This is a genomic window from Corynebacterium sp., assembly GCF_030532715.1.
GTDB lineage: Bacteria > Actinomycetota > Actinomycetes > Mycobacteriales > Mycobacteriaceae > Corynebacterium.
The window spans coordinates 530,967-549,453 of record NZ_JAUNKO010000001.1; the positions used below are offsets into that span (position 1 = coordinate 530,967).

General features: G+C 60.1%; 16 protein-coding genes and 2 tRNA genes. 6 read left to right on the plus strand and 12 right to left on the minus strand.

Translation table 11 applies throughout. The features are described from left to right. Positions 1-246 precede the first annotated feature (246 nt). From Q4D83_RS02440 to gabT, 3 genes are read right to left on the minus strand one after another with little or no spacing between them, the layout of a single operon-like run. On the minus strand, positions 247-1,473 hold the full coding sequence (locus Q4D83_RS02440) for an amino acid permease (protein ID WP_303172643.1): 1,227 nt from the start codon (positions 1,471-1,473) through the stop codon (positions 247-249). A 16-nt stretch (positions 1,474-1,489) separates the two neighbouring features. Further along, positions 1,490-2,959 carry an NAD-dependent succinate-semialdehyde dehydrogenase gene (locus Q4D83_RS02445; RefSeq protein ID WP_303172869.1) on the minus strand — a complete coding sequence of 490 codons (1,470 nt, stop codon included), beginning with the start codon at positions 2,957-2,959 and terminating at the stop codon, positions 1,490-1,492. Next, a complete protein-coding gene (gene gabT, locus Q4D83_RS02450) occupies positions 2,949-4,295 on the minus strand; it encodes a 4-aminobutyrate--2-oxoglutarate transaminase (RefSeq protein WP_303172644.1) in 1,347 nt (448 codons plus the stop codon). Before gabT ends, Q4D83_RS02445 begins: the two co-directional genes overlap by 11 nt. A gap of 129 nt (positions 4,296-4,424) precedes the next feature. On the opposite strand from gabT, the gene Q4D83_RS02455 reads away from it, so the two are divergent. Continuing rightward, positions 4,425-5,900: a PucR family transcriptional regulator gene (locus tag Q4D83_RS02455; protein WP_303172646.1), complete on the plus strand. Its 1,476-nt coding sequence runs from the start codon at positions 4,425-4,427 to the stop codon at positions 5,898-5,900. Here the strand turns inward: Q4D83_RS02455 and Q4D83_RS02460 are convergent. Beyond that, the gene (locus Q4D83_RS02460; protein WP_303172648.1) at positions 5,897-6,877 is read right to left on the minus strand and encodes a malate dehydrogenase; all 981 of its coding nucleotides are present in this window, start codon (positions 6,875-6,877) and stop codon (positions 5,897-5,899) included. The genes Q4D83_RS02455 and Q4D83_RS02460 overlap by 4 nt on opposite strands. Before the next feature lie 694 nt (positions 6,878-7,571). Here Q4D83_RS02460 and Q4D83_RS02465 point away from each other — a divergent pair. Further along, positions 7,572-8,297 (plus strand): TetR/AcrR family transcriptional regulator, encoded by a 726-nt coding sequence (locus Q4D83_RS02465; RefSeq protein ID WP_303172649.1) that lies wholly within the window; start codon positions 7,572-7,574, stop codon positions 8,295-8,297. A 155-nt stretch (positions 8,298-8,452) separates the two neighbouring features. Here Q4D83_RS02465 and clpX read toward each other — a convergent pair whose 3' ends face one another. From clpX to Q4D83_RS02495, 6 genes are all read right to left on the minus strand, one after another. Beyond that, positions 8,453-9,742, minus strand: coding sequence for an ATP-dependent Clp protease ATP-binding subunit ClpX (gene clpX, locus Q4D83_RS02470; protein WP_303172651.1), 1,290 nt, complete (start codon positions 9,740-9,742; stop codon positions 8,453-8,455). 151 nt (positions 9,743-9,893) lie between these two features. Beyond that, entirely contained in the window at positions 9,894-10,520 is a 627-nt protein-coding gene (locus tag Q4D83_RS02475; RefSeq protein WP_303172653.1) for an ATP-dependent Clp protease proteolytic subunit, read from the minus strand. A 28-nt stretch (positions 10,521-10,548) separates the two neighbouring features. Continuing rightward, positions 10,549-11,127: an ATP-dependent Clp protease proteolytic subunit gene (locus Q4D83_RS02480; RefSeq protein ID WP_303172654.1), complete on the minus strand. Its 579-nt coding sequence runs from the start codon at positions 11,125-11,127 to the stop codon at positions 10,549-10,551. Between the two features lie 203 nt (positions 11,128-11,330). Next, positions 11,331-12,686, minus strand: a complete 1,356-nt coding sequence (gene tig, locus Q4D83_RS02485) for a trigger factor (RefSeq protein ID WP_303172655.1) — start codon at positions 12,684-12,686, stop codon at positions 11,331-11,333. A 90-nt stretch (positions 12,687-12,776) separates the two neighbouring features. Further along, a tRNA-Pro gene (locus Q4D83_RS02490) sits at positions 12,777-12,850 on the minus strand. A gap of 698 nt (positions 12,851-13,548) precedes the next feature. Then, a tRNA-Gly gene (locus tag Q4D83_RS02495) sits at positions 13,549-13,620 on the minus strand. A gap of 210 nt (positions 13,621-13,830) precedes the next feature. On the opposite strand from Q4D83_RS02495, the gene Q4D83_RS02500 reads away from it, so the two are divergent. Then, positions 13,831-14,073: a hypothetical protein gene (locus Q4D83_RS02500; RefSeq protein ID WP_303172657.1), complete on the plus strand. Its 243-nt coding sequence runs from the start codon at positions 13,831-13,833 to the stop codon at positions 14,071-14,073. 151 nt (positions 14,074-14,224) lie between these two features. Continuing rightward, the gene (locus Q4D83_RS02505; protein ID WP_303172658.1) at positions 14,225-15,043 is read left to right on the plus strand and encodes a DUF1542 domain-containing protein; all 819 of its coding nucleotides are present in this window, start codon (positions 14,225-14,227) and stop codon (positions 15,041-15,043) included. A 108-nt stretch (positions 15,044-15,151) separates the two neighbouring features. Here Q4D83_RS02505 and Q4D83_RS02510 read toward each other — a convergent pair whose 3' ends face one another. Next, positions 15,152-15,622: a ribose-5-phosphate isomerase gene (locus Q4D83_RS02510; RefSeq protein WP_303172660.1), complete on the minus strand. Its 471-nt coding sequence runs from the start codon at positions 15,620-15,622 to the stop codon at positions 15,152-15,154. A 115-nt stretch (positions 15,623-15,737) separates the two neighbouring features. Between Q4D83_RS02510 and Q4D83_RS02515 the strand changes: the two genes are divergently transcribed. Together Q4D83_RS02515 and Q4D83_RS02520 are read left to right on the plus strand one after the other, a co-directional pair. Continuing rightward, complete coding sequence (locus Q4D83_RS02515) at positions 15,738-16,907, plus strand: TIGR04053 family radical SAM/SPASM domain-containing protein (RefSeq protein WP_303172662.1); 1,170 nt, start codon at positions 15,738-15,740, stop codon at positions 16,905-16,907. A gap of 69 nt (positions 16,908-16,976) precedes the next feature. Further along, positions 16,977-17,807, plus strand: a complete 831-nt coding sequence (locus Q4D83_RS02520; RefSeq protein WP_303172664.1) for a DUF1524 domain-containing protein — start codon at positions 16,977-16,979, stop codon at positions 17,805-17,807. Here Q4D83_RS02520 and Q4D83_RS02525 read toward each other — a convergent pair. Then, positions 17,750-18,310, minus strand: coding sequence for a hypothetical protein (locus Q4D83_RS02525; RefSeq protein WP_303172666.1), 561 nt, complete (start codon positions 18,308-18,310; stop codon positions 17,750-17,752). The two genes, Q4D83_RS02520 and Q4D83_RS02525, sit on opposite strands and share 58 nt — an antisense overlap. Between the last annotated feature and the right edge of the window lie 177 nt (positions 18,311-18,487).

Consider the following 18,487-nt stretch of genomic DNA (forward strand, 5'->3'; position numbering starts at 1 on the left):
TCCCAGCGGGCTGGAGAAACATCGGGGTTCTGGGGTTGTGCTGTCGGATCTGCCTTACCTCGAAACACACCCCCAGGCAGATCCGACACCTGTAGCGTCCTAGGTTTAGTTCCAAGCACAAAGCTGCCCTAGCACTCCACACAGCCACCCGAACCTGACCCGCCCTTCCAGCTTTTCACCCCATCCGCTTACCCAACGCCACCGAAACGCCTCTATATCGGCGCAGCTCACGTGGTTTTCTCGCCGCTATTGCCAACCGGTGGGAATCCATCCCACGATGGCGAGGATTGAATAGATGAATGCCACTACGTACACAAGAATCAGGGTGGCTTGAATAGTAAGGTGTCCTTGCCAGGTGACGGCCCAGATGGGTTCTCGGTCGCCGTGTTTCCGGGCTGCGTGGAGTAGTGCTACGGGGATGACGGACATGATTGCTCCTGCGAAGCCGCCGGCGTAGCTGAGTGCTGCGACGAATCCGCCGAGTCCGAGGATGTGGATGCTGAGTGGGATTGCCACGGTCCCCAGCACGGCCCAGATTCGGCGTGGTCCGTGTTGTTCCCAGTGACACATGTCCATGATGTTGCGCATGGCGGTGTAGCCGATGGCGATGAAGGAGGTGAACATCGCCAGTAGGGCGAACAGGTTGGCTAGGTAGTAGGCGACGGGGCCAAGGTTTTCGCCCCAGGACAGGGTGACTACTTCGCTGACTTGGGTGCCTAGGAGTCCGAGGGCTGCGAATGGTACTAGGGCTAGGGTGAATCCGGTGATGCTCATGCCCGCGGTGATGGTGCGCGGGATCGCTTTGGGGTTGGTAGCGTCGAGGCCGCGTACGAGTTCTGGCACGACGTATTGGGCGAGGAAGGTGAATACCGCGAGGTTGAGGATCGGCACGATGTAGAACGGGTGGAGGACGATTAGGTTGTTGAACCTGATTCCGGGGCCGATAAACGTCCACGTGCACAGTGTGATGATGATGGCGACCATGCCCGTGGTAATGGCGCCTTCGATGAGGCCGGTGGCGTGGAGGCCTTTCCACATGATGAAGCTGCCTATGGTGAAGAATGCGAGGCTGCCTACCATCGGCGGCACCGTGAATAGATTGAATAGGAGTTCGCCGGAGCCTGCGGCGTAGGCGATGAGTGCGCCGATGCTGTTGACCATGACGGCGAGGAACACTAGCCAGCGTCCCCATTGTCCGAGGTAGCGTTCTGCGAGGCCGGAGAGTTGTAGGGGTTGTTTGGTGCGTTGGGATACTTCGGCCACGTACATCATGGAGAATGTGGTGAGCGTGCCGGCGATGGCGAGGGCGATCACCAGTGCTAGGAACCCACCGTTGCGGGCGGCGTACGGAAGGCTGAGGATTCCCGCGCCGATATTTGTTCCGAAAATTAGCGCGACGCCTTGCAGGACGCTCAGCTCCGGCTTCTCCTGCTTGACGACGCCGCGACCGGCTGCGGGTTGTTCAGCATTCATCTGCTGGCCTCTCGTGTTAGGTCCACGCAATGTAGCGGGGGCTTAGGTATTCTTCGATTCCTTCGGTGCCGCCCTCACGGCCGTAGCCGGAGGCTTTGATGCCTCCGAATGGGGCTGCCGGGTCGGAGATGGCCCCACGGTTGATGCCAACCATGCCCGCGTTGAGGTGCGTGGCTAGGTATTGCGCGGTGTGGACGTTTTCGCTGAACCCGTAGGCGGCTAGTCCGAAGGGGGTGTCGTTGGCTTGGCGCACCCCCTCCTCTAGGGATTCGAAAGTGGTGACGGTTGCCACGGGGCCGAAGATTTCTTCGGTGAAGATGTCAGCATCGGCGGGAATGTCCACCAACACGGTCGCTGGGTAGAAGTACCCCGGACCTGCGGGGATCTTGCCGCCGGTGGTGGCGCGGGCGCCGCGGGCGAGCGCGGCGTCGACAAGCGCGGCGATGCGGTCACGCTGCTTGGCGGTGATCATCGGGCCTAGCTGCGTGCCCTCGTCGAACCCGTTTCCGATAGTAAAGTCGGCCATGGCGTCGGTGAGTCGGGCGGTAAAATCCGCGGCGACGGATGCGTGCACCAAAAACCTGTTTGCGGCGATGCAGGCCTGGCCCCCGTTGCGGAGTTTAGCTTGGAGCGCGCACCCGAGGACTAGGTCGAGATCGGCGTCGGCGGCCACAACGAAAGGCGCGTTGCCGCCGAGCTCCATCGACGCGCGTTGCAGGTGCTCGGCGCTTTGCCGAACCAACAGGCTGCCCACGGGCGTGGACCCGGTGAAAGTTATCTTGCGCAACCGTCGATCGGCCATGAGTTCGCTTGAAAGTCCGGCGGAATCAGTGGTGGTCACAATACTCACCACGCCTTCCGGAACTCCATACTTTCCAAATACCTCTGCGATTACTTCACCGAGCAGCAGCATGGTCAACGGCGTCTCCGCCGCGGGCTTCACAATGACGGGGCAACCGGCGGCCAAGGCGGGGGCGATCTTGCGGGTAGCCATCGCGAGCGGGAAGTTCCACGGCGTGATGGCGAGCACGGGACCCACCGGGTCCCGGGTGACCAAAATGGTGCCGTTCCCTGCGGGTGCGGTGGCCAGCCTGCCGGGAATCCGCACGGCCTCCTCCGCGAACCAGCGGAAATACTCCGCGCCGTACGCGACCTCGCCGAGAGCTTCGGCGACGGGTTTACCCATTTCGGCGGTCATCACTTCCGCGAAGTCTTGGGCGCGCTGGGTCACCCGCGTGAAGATCTCGTAAAGGATTTCCTGCTTGCGGCGCGGCGGCACGCTCGCCCATTCGATTTGCGCCTTATCGGCCAGTTCGAGGGCGTGCATCCAGTCGCCGCTACCCGCGTTGGCAACCTCAGCGATATTTTGTTCGGTTGCGGGATCCACCACGGGGAAGGTGTCTCCGGAAAAGGCGGAGGTTTGGCGGGTACCCAACCACAGCCCGGTGGGTACGCGGACAGCGCGGGGCCCGATGTTAGCGCGCATCGCTACCTCCAAGGTTGTTTTCGATCGCATGTCGCAGTACCTGCAGGCCGTCGCGAAGCAATGCTGCTGGGATTACGAGGGGCGGCAGTAAGCGGATCACGTTCCCGTCCAAACCGCACGTCAAGATGAGGACCCCTTGCGCTTTGCACTCGGCTGCGATCGCGCCGGTGAGTCCGGCGTCGGGGCGTCCGAAACTGTCAACGAATTCGATTGCGATCATGCCGCCGCGGCCACGAATTTCGGCCACCGCATCGAAGTTTGCAATCGGCGCCAGTTCCTCACGGATTATGGTTTCGATATCGCGGGCGCGGCCGCAGAGGTCTAGGGTTTCCATCTGATCCATTGCGGCGAGTGCCGCGGCGCAGGCGACCGGGTTGCCGCCGTAGGTGCCGCCCAACCCGCCGACCCCTGGGGCGTCCATAATTTCCGCCCTTCCTGTCACCGCGGACAGTGGCATACCTGCGGCGATTCCCTTGGCGGTAGTGATCAAATCCGGCACCACGTTCTCGTTTTCGGCGGCGAACCAGTCCCCTGTGCGGGTCATGCCGGATTGGATTTCGTCGAGGATAAACACCACGTCGTTGTCGGCGCACCACCGCGCGATGGCGGGTAGAAATCCCGGCGCGGGGACGATAAAGCCGCCTTCACCTTGGATAGGTTCAATCACCACGCAAGCAAGGTTTTCGGCGCCGACTTCTTGTTCGATCATGGTGATGGCCCGCGCTGCCGCCTGTTCGCCGGTGAGGCCGTCGCGCAGTGGATAGGACATGGGCGCGCGATACACCTCGCTAGCAAATGGGCCGAACCCGGACTTGTACGGCTTGTTTTTCGCCGTCATGGCCATGGTGAGGTTGGTACGCCCGTGGTAGGCGTAATCGAACACCACGACGCCGACCTTACCGCTGTACGTGCGTGCGATTTTCACGGCGTTTTCCACGGCTTCCGCCCCTGAGTTGAGCAGCACGGTTTTCTTTTCGTGCGCACCGGGTGTGCGGCGGTTGAGTTCTTCCGCAACTTCTACGTAGGCCTCGTACGGAGACACCATAAAGCACGTGTGGGTCAGGTGGCTGGCGGCTTCCGCGATGGCGCGCGCCACGGCCGGGTTGCTGGCGCCAACGGTGGTGACGGCGATGCCGGAGGCGAAGTCGACGAAGGAGTTGCCGTCGGCGTCGATAAGGACACCACCGTCGGCGTCGACGATAAAGCCGGGCAGGCCTGGGGAGAGGGCGCGCGCCACGGCGGCTTCCCTGCGTGCGGTAAGTGCGGCGCTTTCGGGGCCGGGCAACGATGCGCCTACGCGACGCTCTTGCGGTAGCCGATATTCGAGGTCAATCATCGGGGCGCTCCTTTAGCTGAACGGTGAAATGGAAGTCACCGAACATCATGTGCTGTGACACGCACCGCATACTATGTCCGCAAGGGCGAAACTTTTGCATTAGACTATCCACTTTGGAGGGTTTTACGCATGAGCTCACGCACGGACCACGGACAGCTGACGCTGCGTTGGCTGCTCAACCAACACGGGCTGCGCCTGCGCGAAATCCTCCCCACCGCGCGCCAATTCAACGTCGTACATATCAGCGAACTTGCGGATCCTTCGCGATTCCTACTCCCCGACTCGCTCCTGCTCACCCTCGGCATGGCGTTCGAAGATAACCCGGAAAACTTTCGCGACTACGCCGCAACCTTGGCCGCCGCGGGCGTCACTGCGATCGGTTTCGGCACAGGGTTGAGTTTCGCCGCCGTCCCGCAACCGCTCATCGACGCCGCCGCTACCCACCACCTCGGCCTCTTCGAGGTCCCGCACGACACCCCGTTTATTTCGATCCAAAGTTCGGTCAACGCGGAAATCTCGCGTCAGCATTTGCGCCAGCAGGAATGGCTCAACACGGCCCAACGCCGCGCCCACCGCGCCGCCATCAACGGTGGCATCTCGGAGTTATTGGAATGCGGCGCCGCCGAATTGCATGCCGCGCTGGCGATCTACGATAACGACCATCGCGTGATCGCCCACGTCCCATACCGGGCACTTGATGCCACGCTCCAGCAGCCCGACGGATATATCACCCGCCATAAGATGCTCACGTTCGGCGAACGCTTCCACGAACTCACGGTGGTGAGCGCGCAGCCGTTGCGCACGGAGCAACGCACCCTGATCCAGCACTACGGCAGCCTAGCGGATTTGTTGTTGCAGCGGCCGATGTCGTTACGCAATGCCCGCAGCGAGTTGAATTCCATGGCGCTTTCTCTGCTGCTGGGGCTCGCCGGCGAAGCTACCCAAATGGAGCACGTGTTCGCCCGTATTGCGGATTCGAAAGGCGAGGTCCGCCCCGTGGTCATCCACGCCGATGTTGCGGACAAACTCACCAAAGCCATCGCCGCCCTCGAACACAGTCTGTGGGCGGGCACCCGGGAGCGCTGCACCATCAACCTGGACTCCAACACTGCCTTACTCCTCGTCCGGGGGTCCCGTTCCGTTGACAGCGTTGTCGAACTTTTTGGCGAGCTCGCGCGCCATATCCGCATTTGCGTGGGCAGCGCTCGGCCGTGGCAAAGTATCGACCGCCCCCTTGTGGGTTCGCTGGTGACGTCCGCGAAGTCCATCCCCGTTGGCAGCTGCGTCGGCCCCCACGATAACGCGCTGGCGTGGCTACGGGGTGCGGCGGTAATGGAGGCGTTGGATCAACGCGCCCACGAAACCATCGGCCGCCTCGAACACCATGACGAACTGTTTGGCACGCATTTGCGGCTCACCCTAGCCACGCACCTGCAACGCGGCGCCCAAATCAAGGCCACCGCGGAGGCGCTCGGCATTCACCGGCACACGGTGCGCAGCCGGCTGGCAAAAATTTCCGAGATTTGCGAAGTCAACCTCGACGACCCCGTCACGCGGGCCGAGCTGCTCATCGTGACGGTGACGCGGAAACCCCGAACGGATTAGATCAAACCTGCGGCTGCCACGGCGTCGCGCTCTTCCTTGAGCTCCTTGACGTTGGCCGCGATGCGCTCCTTCTGGAAATCAGACAGCTCGAGGCCTTCGACGACCTCCCAGCGGCCGTTGCGCGCGACCGTCGGCAAGCCCACCACGAGGCCGGCGTCGATACCGTACGCACCTTCGGAAGGAATAGCTGCCGAGGCCCACTTCTCCGTACCCTGCACCCAATCGCGCATGTGGTCGATGGCTGACGACGCCGCGGACGCTGCCGAAGAGCTGCCGCGAACCTCGATGATCTCGGCGCCACGCTTGGCAACGCGCGGAATGAACTCGTTGATGTACCAATCCTGGTCCACCAAATCCGACACCTTCTCGCCGTCAACGGTCGCCCAGGTGATGTCCGGGAATTGGGTGGCGGAGTGGTTACCCCACACCACAACCTTCTCAAACGCGGCCGAGTCGCGGCCGAGCTTGGTGGCCAGCTGGGACAGGCTGCGGTTGTGGTCCAAACGCATCATGGCGTTAAAACGCTCGTTCGGAACGTCCGGCGCGTGGTTCATGGCGATCAGCGCATTGGTGTTCGCGGGGTTACCCACCACTAGCACGCGAATATCGTCCGCGGCATGATCGTTGATGGCCTTGCCCTGCGGGCCAAAGATCCGGCCATTGGCGGCAAGCAGATCGGAGCGCTCCTCACCTTTACCGCGCGGCTTGGCGCCGACGAGGAACGCCGCATTCGCGCCGTCGAAAGCCGCTTCCGCCTTGTCGGTGACGTTGATTGCCTTGAGCAGCGGAAACGCGGAGTCCAGCAACTCCATGGCCACGCCCTCCGTAGCGCCAAGCGCGGCGGGGATTTCCAGCAGGTTCAACTCCACCGGAACATCCTTGCCGTACACGTCGCCGTTGGCGATGCGCCACAACAGGGAATACGCGATCTGCCCAGCGGCACCGGTAACGACGATCTTCTTCGGGGTAACGGTCATGTGACGTCCTTATCTCCTAGGTATGGATGACTGCCTTCGACGGCCGATTCCGCGTTTCAACTGGGCTACATTCGCACTAGGAGCCCTTGGATCACCGCCGTCGTCCACGACCAACTCTAGCGGTAAAATCAACCCTTCGCAGCGCCCGAATCAACACAACCAAACATCCCCACAACCCTACGTTCGAACAACGGCTACGTTGCCCCGACGCACTGCCCGAAGATGACCCACAACCCCCGCAACGCACGGTTTTTTTACCCCTATTCCGCCCCCGTTTCCGAACTGCCGAGGAACGAACCGTTGTGGCAAACGTCACTGCACTGCGGGAGCAGTCAGGTGCACGAGATAGCCAGCAGCAGACGAGTGCACGGGCAGGTTCCGCGCGAGTTTGCCGCCCGCCGCACCCATGTCAGACATCCGAGGTCTGCGAAAAATTACCCCCGAATTTACCAAATTCGGATTTTTGACCTGCGACAATGATGTCATTTTTGTCCGGACACTTGAAAGAATTGAGGAATAGGGCACGATGAAACCAATACCCCACGTTGCCGCTCATTTAAGCGCCATTTTGCCTACCAGACATCTATCACACGATCTATCTTCTGTTGATCGCTACCAAAAGAACATTGTCTTTGAATATTGCACTACCGTCTATTTGGATCATTCGCCCCGCTAAGAAACGAAAGGATGTAGTATGAACGCCCCACTGACCAACACTGAGGCTGGCGTAGTCACCACAGATAGGGTCGTTGAGGTCGCTCTCGATAGCTTTGCCACTCACGGATTTGACGAAACCAGACTTGAGGCGATCGCCCAAGAATCCGGAATGTCAAAGCGAATGATCCACTATCACTTTGGCGACAAAAAAGGTTTATATCTCCAAACTTTTTACCTCGCCATTGCGCAACTACGCCCCGCCCCAGAGGCGCTCGAATTGGACACTACTGTTCCGGTGGACGGCGTTCGAAAAGTGGTGGAGGTGATCTACCGCCAATTTGAAACCCATCCAAATGCCGCACGCCTCTTCCTGATGGAAAATTTGTTCGGCTACGGGGAGATCGATACCGCCAAGGCCTTCACGGAACAGTCCAGCGTACTCCTCCAAATGGACAAGCTACTGATGCTGGGCCAAGACGCGGGCGCGTTCCGCCCAGGCATCTCCGCCCTTGATGTGTATATCCTCATCGCCTCGCTATGCATGTTCCGGGTATCCAACCGAAACACGTTCCTCATGCTCTACAAGGCAGATTTACTGGGCAGCGAAAATACACAAGGCATGCTGCGCTTGTGCACCGACGCAACCCTGTCATTCTTAACGTCCAACATGCCGAACTCTGGCGGCATGAGCTACGTAATCCCGCACGACGCTCCGGAGGGCGGCGACGACCAAGACGTTTCCGGAAATATCTACGGAATCTAGCCCGACTCACCCCGCCGCCGGTGTGCGACGACGAAACCCACTTCTTCCCCGTTGATGTGAATTGGGGTCAAGCCCGTGAAGGCGACCCCAAACTACTACCCGAAGAAAATTCGCTCAAAGTTTCGGGCCTTCACTCACCGATAGCGCTTAAGCCACTAGGCGGTGGTGCGGGAGGCCTCGTCTTCCGCGCTGTGCGGAAGCAATTCCGGCTCGGATTCGCCGCGCACGGCGGATTCGGTGATCAGCACGGCCTTGACGTCTTCCCGATCCGGGATATCAAACATCACCGGAACAAGGAGCTCTTCCATAATCGAGCGCAGGCCGCGGGCACCGGTCTTGCGCTCCAAGGCAAGCTCCGCGATTGCTTCGAGCGCTTCGTCGGTGAAGCGCAAATCCACGTCATCCATTTCAAACAGCCGCTTGTACTGCTTGATCAGGGAGTTTTTCGGCTCCGTAAGCACCGAGATCAACGAGGTTTTGTCCAGGTTTCCTACGGTTGCCACCACGGGCAGGCGGCCGATAAATTCGGGAATCAGGCCGAACTTCACCAAATCCTCGGGACGCACATCGCGGAAGATGTCCACCTCATCGGCCTCGGCGCCCGGGGTTATGTCCGCGCCAAAGCCGAGGCCTTTGCGTCCGCGGCGTTCCTGGATCACCTTTTCCAAACCGGCGAATGCGCCCGCGACGATAAACAGGATGTTTGTAGTGTCCAACTGGATGAAATCCTGGTTGGGGTGCTTGCGCCCGCCCTGTGGCGGGATCGCCGCCACGGTGCCTTCCAAAATCTTCAGCAAGGCCTGCTGCACACCTTCCCCGGAGACGTCACGGGTAATGGATGGGTTTTCGGACTTGCGGGAGATCTTATCCACTTCGTCGATGTAAATAATGCCACGCTGCGCCCGCTGCACATCAAAATCGGCAGCTTGGAGCAGCTTCAACAGGATATTCTCCACATCTTCACCGACGTATCCGGCTTCGGTCAGTGAGGTGGCGTCGGCGATAGCGAACGGGACGTCGAGAAGCCGGGCGAGGGTTTGTGCAAGATACGTTTTCCCACTGCCGGTGGGCCCCAACATCAAAATGTTTGACTTCGCCAATTCGACTTCGTCCTCAGCGCGGCGTGAACTCGTGCGCTGCTCCTCGGAACGTAACCGCTTGTAGTGGTTGTACACCGCTACGGACAGCACTCGCTTCGCATCGGTTTGACCGATCACGTATTTGTCCAGAAACGCGGCAATCTCAGTCGGGCGCGGCAGTTTTTCACTGTGCTCCTGCTCGGCCGCGGCGCTGTGAAGTTCTTCTTCAATGATTTCATTGCAGAGGTCAATGCACTCGTTGCAGATGTAAACACCGCCGCCAGCGATGAGTTTTTTCACCTGCTTTTGGCTCTTTCCACAGAACGAGCACTTCAACAGGTCTGCGCTTTCTTGCATGTGTGCCATGAGGAGCTTTTCGTCTCGCAATCATCATTGGGGAATATGCACGCCCTTGTAACGGGGTCTGCACACACTCTAACCGGTAAGACGCCAAGAGTGTGGGTAGCTCGAACGTGTCATAGCTTTACCCACACCCAATCACGTTGCTGTCAATTACCTACGCATTCAGCTTACGATACTCGAACACCTGATCAACAATGCCGTAGTCAACGGCTTCCTTTGCGGTCAGAATCTTGTCACGGTCCGTATCAATGCGGATTTGCTCCGCGGACTTGCCGGTGTGCCGCGCCAGCGTCTCTTCCATGAGCGTACGCATGCGCTCGATCTCGGCCGCCTGAATCTCCAGGTCGGATACTTGACCCTGAATGCCGCCGGTGGAAGGCTGGTGGATCAGCACGCGGGCGTTTGGCAGCGCGGCCCGCTTGCCGGGGGCACCGGCGGAAAGCAGCACGGCGGCGGCGGACGCCGCTTGACCCAAACACACGGTTCGCACGTCCGGGCGAACGTATTGCATGGTGTCGTAGATCGCCATCAGGGAGGTGAAGGAACCGCCCGGAGAATTGATGTACATGGTGATGTCGCGGTCTGGGTCCAACCCCTCGAGCACCAGGAGCTGCGCCATGACGTCGTTGGCGGAGGCGTCGTCAACCTGAGTGCCCAGGAAGATAATGCGTTCTTCGAACAGCTTGTTGTACGGGTTGGATTCTTTGGCGCCGAACGCGGAATGCTCCACGAAGGAGGGCAGCACGTAGCGGGAGGAAGGCAATTGCATACCGTTGCTCATGATGTTGGTTGTTCTCCTTCTGAAGGAACTAGTTTGAAATGTCACCCTTGGCCACGCTAATCACGTGGTCCACGAAGCCATACTCTTTAGCTTGCGTTGCAGTGAACCACCGGTCTCGGTCGGAGTCCAGCGTGATCTGCTCCACCGTCTGGCCGGTGTGTTCGGCAATCAGTTCGGCCATTTCCCGCTTGGTGTGAGAGAACTGCTCCGCCTGAATAGCGATGTCCGCCGCAGTGCCACCAACTCCCGCAGAAGGCTGGTGCATCATAATGCGGGCGTGCGGCAGCGCGTAGCGCTTCCCTTTCGTGCCCGCGGAAAGCAAGAACTGCCCCATGGAAGCCGCCAGGCCCATGCCGTAGGTGGCAATATCGCACGGGGAGTATTTCATGGTGTCATAAATTGCCATGCCGGCTGTGACGGAACCGCCTGGCGAGTTAATGTACAGCGAAATATCGCGGTTGGGGTCCTCGGCGGAAAGCAAGAGGATTTGCGCGCACAGTTTGTTGGCAATTTCGTCGTCCACCGCGCTGCCCAAGAAGATGATGCGCTCGCGCAACAGCCGCTCGTACACTGAGTCGCTGAGGTTCATGCCGGGCGATGTAGTCATGAAATTTTGCTCCTAAATTGACGTTGATGTGGTTATGCTGTCCCCCAATGTAACGCAGGTTGCGGGCAAACATGCCCTCTGTTCGCTGTCAGCGTAACACCCATTCCGCTTTTCGACGCCCACCCTCCCGCACAAGCAAACAGGGCCCAGCGTCTGCTGGGCCCTGGCAATGTCATTGCGCAACCAGTGCGCGCCGAAGCGCCTTAGTCCTGCTGCTCGGTGGTCTCCGCTGGGGTGTCGTCTTCCTCCCCGAAGTAGGCCTTGGCGTCCACAGCTTCACCGTTGGAATCGGTCACGGTGGTTTTGCAAATGGCTGCCGCGAGCGCCTTGCCGCGACGCAGGTCTGCAAACACGTTGCCGATCTGGCCGGTCTGCTGCAGCTGCGTGATGAACTGCATGGGTTCCATGCCGTAACTTTGCGCGGTGAACATCACATGGTCGGTGAATTCCTGCTGGCTCACAGACGGCTGCTCTTGTTCCGCCAACACATCCAAGAATAGTTGGGTGCGCACGGCATCCTGAGCGTTGGTGCGGGAATCCTCGTTGAACTGGTCGCGGGTCGTGCCCTGCGCCTCCAGCAAGGTATCCAACTTGGACTCGTCGCCGCCGAGCTGGCCGAGCAGCTGCTGCAGGTTGCCATCAACCTGCGCCTGGACAACGCCCTCCGGCAACGGGAATTCAGTCTTTTCCAGCGCGGCCTTGAGCACCTCGTCGCGGATGGCGGCCGCCTGAGAGTTCTTCGCGTAATCCTCGAGGGAAGACTTCAAGTTCTCGCGCAACTCATCAATGGTGTCGAACTCGGATGCGAGCTGAGCGAACTCGTCGTCCGCCTCCGGCAGCTCGCGGGCTTTCACGCTATTAACCGTGACCCGCTTGGTTTCGGGCTTCGCCTCGCCATCGCCGAGCGCCGCACTCTCGAATTCCTTAACATCACCCTTGGACATGCCCACGAGCGCTTCGTTGAGGCCTTCGGTCGGCTCCTCAGAGCCAACCTCGTGGGACAGGTCCTTGCTCGCGGTGTCTTCCACCGGCTCGCCGTCTTCCAAGGTCACCACGTCGACGGAGACGAAGTCGCCTTCTTGAGCCGCCCGCTCAACCTCCACGAGGCTAGCGAACCTGGAGCGCAAACGGTCCAACTCAGCAACGAGATCCTCGTCGCTCACCTCAATGGCAGGCACCTCGACGGAAATTTCGGCGAAATCGGGCACGGTGATCTCCGGACGGATATCCGTCTCAGCCACGAATTCGATGTATTCGCCATCTTCAACCTTGGAGAGGTCCCACGTCGGGGCACCCAGCGCCACGAGCTTGTGCTCCTCCAGCGCCTGCTCGTAGCGGGACGGCACCACGTCGTTAAGCACCTGCTCCAGCACGGGGCCACGTCCAACGCGGGCCTCGATCAACTGGCGCGGTGCCTTGCCTTTACGGAAACCGGGGATGGAAATTTGCTGCGCGATAGCCTCGTAAGCCTGGTCGAATTCCGGCTTCATCTCGTCGAAGGAAACCTCGACGGTGAGCTTCACGCGTGTGTCGTTCAGGTGCTCGACGGAACTCTTCACGAGCCACTCTCCTGGATAAATTGCTGTGATGAAAAAGAGACGACGCGGATAAACCGCGTCATCTCCAAGACTCTGTTGCGTGAGTCCTAGTCGGGGCGACAGGATTTGAACCTGCGACCCCCTGCTCCCAAAGCAGGTGCGCTACCAAGCTGCGCCACGCCCCGTTATTCAACTGTCGCGCCTCCCGAGTCTGCCCCTCATCGGGCATCGCTCGTGCGGCTCGGGTCTCAAGTGTACCCACACCCATTACCAGGCCACACTTAGGGGTCACGTTAAGCAAAAACTAGCAGTTCAACGGGACTTTTTCAGCATGGTACAACCACGCAACAATCAGCTGGCAAGCAACGGATTTCAACTACACCGCGGACGTAGCAGCAACCCCGCGCGCTCTCGGTGCAACGGTGCCACAGGGAGCCCACGAAGGCACCCCCGCCGCAAAACAAAATCCAACATTTCTGGCTTGTTTTTAAGTAACGAAACCACCGTGGGGTTATCCCTGGGGAGATTTTCAAAAGTGCGCAATCATTAAGCGCGCGTTACGTATATTCCTAAAACGGGCATATACAAAAAGCTGCAATATCGCTTTGTCGCACCAATCCTACTTGACAGATTCATGATTTATGTTATCGAACGGGAACGACACATACACAGGTCTCCCGCTTTAGATTCTTCAGTATGCACATTTGACACCCTTTTCAGCGTTACACTTTCCGCCAAAGCGTAACGCGAACATAATTCCTTTCACCAGCAAAGATCCCCGACCCCACCCCAGCATAAAACGATCCACCCATCCCCGCCGAGCGCACCCAGACACGAAAAAACCTCCCAGGAGGAACCTGGTGTTCATCCTGGGAGGAAAGCGAGGGAACGACGGGAATCGAACCCGCGTCTTCAGCTTGGAAGGCTGAGGTATTAGCCACTATACGACGTTCCCTTAACGTCAACGTTGCTAACGTTCGCGGACCCACGTTACCCCACCGTGACAAAATCACCAAATCCCCAGGAAAATTTCGAACCTTCAAATTCGGGGGTAGCGCCCGAACATGTGAATTTGCTCACTTAATAGGTTTGGGCGCTTGGTTTTTTTCTAAATTTTCGTGCTTTCACTTATGTCCCAATTGTGTTGTCCCGTAATGTACCCCCCATGCAACCGAAGATTATTGACGCCGATACCGGCACCGAACTCTGGACCGCCATTGAATGCGCTACCTTCTCAGGAACTGCACGCGGAACCTTTACTAGCTACGCCGGTCGCGGCCGCGCCCCCAAACCCGTGGCGAAACTCCACGGGCTTACCCTGTGGGACTCCAACACCGTTCGCGAATGGACCGACGAACGTAGGGAGAAAGCGCGCCGCCGTGCCGCAGAACTCGCCGGAGAAGTCTAGGAACCAATTCCCCTAGCTGCGGTCCTCAACCCGCAGCAAGAGGGCTGCAATGCGGCCGTGCGCGGCGTCGACAAACACGGAGGAACAATTTCGCACCGTCGGGCGTTAAACAGGTAACCCTGTCACGCCCCTGGAAAGTGAGTTCGCCTCCGTGGAAGTTCTTTTGCTCATCGCAATCACCATCGGCGCCGCCGTGTTCATTGTTTCGCGCAAGAGTAAGCAGCACCAGCAGCAACTGGACACTGTCAAACTCGACGATGCAATAGCAGAAGCACGTCGCTGGATCGACCGCCTCGGCTCGCAAGTACTCACCATCGCGGGCACGGACACCGCGTCCACCCAAGCCATCGCAGACGCCTCCGAGCGCTTCAACGCGGCATCCTCCCAGATCAGCACCGCGACCACCGTGCGCCAAGCCGAACTCGCACGCGAATCCGCCCTCGAAGGCTTGCACTACATGAACGCCGCCCGCGACATCATGGGCCTGCCCGCCGGCCCCGAGCTGCCCCCGCTTGAAGGGCAACGCACCGCGGGCAAAGTCACCGAAGAACGCACCATCACGCACGACGGACAACAAATTACCGCCTCACCGGTTGCCTCGGCGCAAACACCGAACTATTACCCGGGCGGCATGGTTGCAGGTCGCCCCGTCCCCGCCGGCTGGTACTCCCGCCCCTGGTGGGCAGACGCACTCCAAACCGGTATTTGGACTGCTGGTTCCGTGATGTTGTTCTCCGCGATGTTCCAAGGCATGTCCGGGGTTACCTACCCCGCCGCCGCATTCGAACAGGGCTACGCCGAAGGGCTCGCCGATGGTGCGGCTGACGCTAGCGACGCTGGGGCGGACGCTGGAGCAGACGCTGGAGCCGAAGACGGCGGTGGATTCTTTGACAATCTCTTCGACGGGGGATTTTTCGACGGGGGCGGTGGCGATGGAGGTGGAGACGTCGGCGGATTCGACATCTTCTAACCCACCCAAACACCCCGCCGCTCAGGGCACGGCCAAACCAGCCGGGCCAGCCGAAAACGGAAAACGCCCGCGCGGGCGGGGTGCCGCGGGGCGTCGATAAGCGGGGGCCTATTCGGGGATTGCGGGGGCGATGCCGGTTTTTTCGTAGTCGGCAAGAATGTCAATGCGGCGCTGGTGGCGCTCCGCCTTACTCCACTCTTGGTCGAGGAACGCGTCAACAATTTCCAGCACCGTCTCTTCCGGGTGCATGCGGGCACCGATGCCAATAAGCTGCGCGTTATTGTGCTCGCGGGCGAGCCGGGCGGTCTCCACCGACCACGCGAGCGCACACCGCGCGCCCTTGACCTTATTCGCGGCGATCTGTTCCCCATTGCCGGAACCGCCCAACACAATGCCAAACGATCCCGGGTCATTCACCGTGCGCCAAGCCGCCTCGATGCAGAACGCTGGGTAATCATCTTCCGCGTCGTACACGTGTGCGCCGCAGTCGATCACCTCGTGTCCTTTATCTTTTAAATGCTCGGCGATGGTGTTTTTCATTTCAAAACCGGCGTGGTCTGCTCCTAGGTATACGCGCATACGGACTATCCTACTCGCAGTACGACCGGCTCGGAGCCGCCTCAAAGAATCCAACTTTTGGTTGATATGTGTTTAGCTTGAAGGGCAAAGATTTTCTCACCCAGAGGAGCTACGCATGTCCCACGCACCGGTGGTCCGAAAGGTTCGCCACGATATTAACGCCAAGCCGTTCATCGTGATTTGGGAGGTGACGCGAGCCTGCAGCTTGGTGTGTAAGCACTGCCGCGCCGACGCGCAACACGAGCCAAACCCGCGGCAGCTTACTACCGCACAGGGACGCGAATTGCTGGAGAATCTGGCGTCCTACGATAAGCCCCGCCCGCTTGTCGTGCTGACCGGCGGCGACCCGTTCGAACGCGAGGACTTGGAGGAACTCGTTTCCTACGGCACCGAGTTGGGGCTCAATATTTCGCTTTCGCCATCTGTGACGCCGCGGCTGACGGTGGACCGCATTACCCGGCTGCGCGCAGCCGGCGCGAAGGCGATGTCCATGTCTCTCGACGGCGCGACCGCCGCCACCCACGACGCCTTCCGCGGCTTCCCCGGCACATTTGAACAAACTATCGCTATGGCACCGGAAATTACGAAGCTTGGCTACCGGTTGCAAATCAATTCCACACTCACTCGCGGCAACATCCACGAAGCCCCCGCCCTGCTCAAACAAGTAATCGAAATGGGTGCGCGAATGTGGTACGTGTTTTTCCTTGTGCCCACTGGCCGCGGCGCCGCCCTGAACTGCTTGGACCCGCAGGAGCGGGAGGACGCGCTGCACTGGTTGGCGGATATTTCGGACCGCATCGCCATTAAAACCACCGAAGCCCCACAGTACCGCCGGGTGGTGATCCAAAACCAGCAGGGCGTGCCGTTCCGCGGCGGGAAACTCTACGAGGAACTCACTGCGGAAACCACCCGGCTGCTCGGTGCCAAACCAGAACACCCACGCCCGCCGCGCGCACCCATGGCGGTGAACTCCGGCTCCGGGTTCGCCTTCATCGACCATATCGGCGACGTCTACCCCAATGGGTTCCTGCCCCTGCACTGCGGCAACGTCACCACCAGTGACTTCCACGCCATTTACAGCGACTCCCCCGTGTTCCAGGGGTTGCGCGATCCGGACCACTGGCACGGAAAGTGCAGCGTGTGCGAATTCCATGGCGTGTGCGGCGGCTCCCGCTCCACCGCCTACGCGCTCACGGGAGATTACCGAGCCTCCGACCCCACCTGCGCGTACGTCCCGCCGGCCTGGCGCGAGCATCTGGAAGCCGTGGCACAACCCACCGGGTAACGGCAGCCACCCACGCACTGGGGTGCCCTCCCGCGGGGTTAGGTGATCGTTCACGTAATATTTTCGCCCATGAGGTTTGCGTGGGTGTGCGCTGTGGTGTTGGTGTTGGCGGGTTGTTCGACTGCACCGATATCCACGCCCCCATCAGCTCCCGACGTGGCGCACAGTTTCCCCGCGTTGGAGGCGCTGCCGGTGCAGGGGCGCGCCCCCAAAACCGGCTACTCCCGGGAGGCTTTTGGAGAACGCTGGACGGATGATGTCACCGTGGATGGTGGCCGCAACGGCTGCGATACCCGCAACGATATTTTGGGCCGCGACCTCATCGACGTGGTGTTTAAACCAGGGACGCGGGATTGCTTGGTGCTCAGCGGCCTATTGAATGACCCGTATACCAATACCCAGATCGCATTCCAGCGCGGGGAGGATACGTCTCCCCTTGTGCAGATTGACCACGTGGTGTCCCTCTCAAACGCTTGGCAGACCGGCGCGCAACAACTGTCCGCCGAACAGCGGCGCGATTTCGCCAACGATCCACGCAATTTGCTGGCCGTGGATGGGCCGACGAATCAACGCAAAGGCGATGGGGATGCCGCGACGTGGCTACCTCCAAATACCGCGTTCCGCTGCGAATATGTGCAGCGCCAGATTGATGTGAAGGCTACCTACGGGCTGTGGGTGACCCAGCCGGAGAAGGAAGCCATGGCCCGTGTGCTTAGCGCTTGCGCTGGTGAGCAACCGCCCGCCGCCCCGCCACAACCAGAAAGCACTGACGCGGTCCTGTACCCGGATTGTAAGGCGGCGCGGGCGGCTGGGGCTGCCCCATTGCATCGCGGCGAACCCGGCTACCGGCCAGAGATGGATGGCGACGGCGACGGCATCGCGTGCGAAGACAAGCGGTGACGCCCACCCGCTGACCTGCCCGCATGTCGACGCCACGCCGGCCGGGCTATCGTCGCATCCACCTCGCACAGGTGGTTGCCAACGGCCACCCCGCACAGCGCGATAAGCAGCACCAAGGTGAGCGCACCGAACACCATTGCCTGGCTTGCAAGCACGCCCGCTGCCACCACCATGATCCCGCCGAGGAACGTCCCGTACACACTGATGATCAGGTAAGTTTTCAAGCTGGCTGCCGCCAACCCCATAGCCCCGAGTAGCCACGCGATACCCAGCCCGGGGATTACCAAAAACAAGTCGTTCACGGTGAGCGAGGACCCCAGGTAGCTGGATGCGAGCAACGCCCCGGCCACCATTGCGTAGTACCGCCACTGCGTGATGCGCTCCTTGGTGGGCGGCATGCTTTTCACAAACGCCGCCATATTGAATGTGCCGACCAGCCAAGGGAATACCTCCCCCGATATGGGGATCGTGGGTGGCTGGATGCTGACGACGCGAAACAACATAAACGTCAAACTTGGCGCAATTAAACCTAACGGAATAACAGACGCTAAAGCTTGTGCAATACACACCGGATTCGCGTTCCGCATATTGCCCATGAGCCAAAACAGCACACAATAGACTAACCCGGTAAGGCAAGAAGCAAACCCCACGCAAACCGCCGCCGAACACAATGCAAATGT

Coding starts and splice junctions, on each gene's coding strand:
- Q4D83_RS02465 (WP_303172649.1), top strand. CDS start 7,572: ATGAACGCCCCACTGACCAACACTGAGGCTGGCGTAGTCACCACAGAT.
- Q4D83_RS02520 (WP_303172664.1), top strand. CDS start 16,977: ATGAGGTTTGCGTGGGTGTGCGCTGTGGTGTTGGTGTTGGCGGGTTGT.
- Q4D83_RS02500 (WP_303172657.1), top strand. CDS start 13,831: ATGCAACCGAAGATTATTGACGCCGATACCGGCACCGAACTCTGGACC.
- clpX (WP_303172651.1), bottom strand. CDS start 9,742: ATGGCACACATGCAAGAAAGCGCAGACCTGTTGAAGTGCTCGTTCTGT.
- Q4D83_RS02475 (WP_303172653.1), bottom strand. CDS start 10,520: ATGAGCAACGGTATGCAATTGCCTTCCTCCCGCTACGTGCTGCCCTCC.
- Q4D83_RS02445 (WP_303172869.1), bottom strand. CDS start 2,959: ATGCGCGCTAACATCGGGCCCCGCGCTGTCCGCGTACCCACCGGGCTG.
- Q4D83_RS02455 (WP_303172646.1), top strand. CDS start 4,425: ATGAGCTCACGCACGGACCACGGACAGCTGACGCTGCGTTGGCTGCTC.
- gabT (WP_303172644.1), bottom strand. CDS start 4,295: ATGATTGACCTCGAATATCGGCTACCGCAAGAGCGTCGCGTAGGCGCA.
- Q4D83_RS02480 (WP_303172654.1), bottom strand. CDS start 11,127: ATGACTACATCGCCCGGCATGAACCTCAGCGACTCAGTGTACGAGCGG.
- Q4D83_RS02510 (WP_303172660.1), bottom strand. CDS start 15,622: ATGCGCGTATACCTAGGAGCAGACCACGCCGGTTTTGAAATGAAAAAC.
- Q4D83_RS02515 (WP_303172662.1), top strand. CDS start 15,738: ATGTCCCACGCACCGGTGGTCCGAAAGGTTCGCCACGATATTAACGCC.
- Q4D83_RS02460 (WP_303172648.1), bottom strand. CDS start 6,877: ATGACCGTTACCCCGAAGAAGATCGTCGTTACCGGTGCCGCTGGGCAG.
- Q4D83_RS02440 (WP_303172643.1), bottom strand. CDS start 1,473: ATGAATGCTGAACAACCCGCAGCCGGTCGCGGCGTCGTCAAGCAGGAG.
- Q4D83_RS02525 (WP_303172666.1), bottom strand. CDS start 18,310: ATGTTGTTTCGCGTCGTCAGCATCCAGCCACCCACGATCCCCATATCG.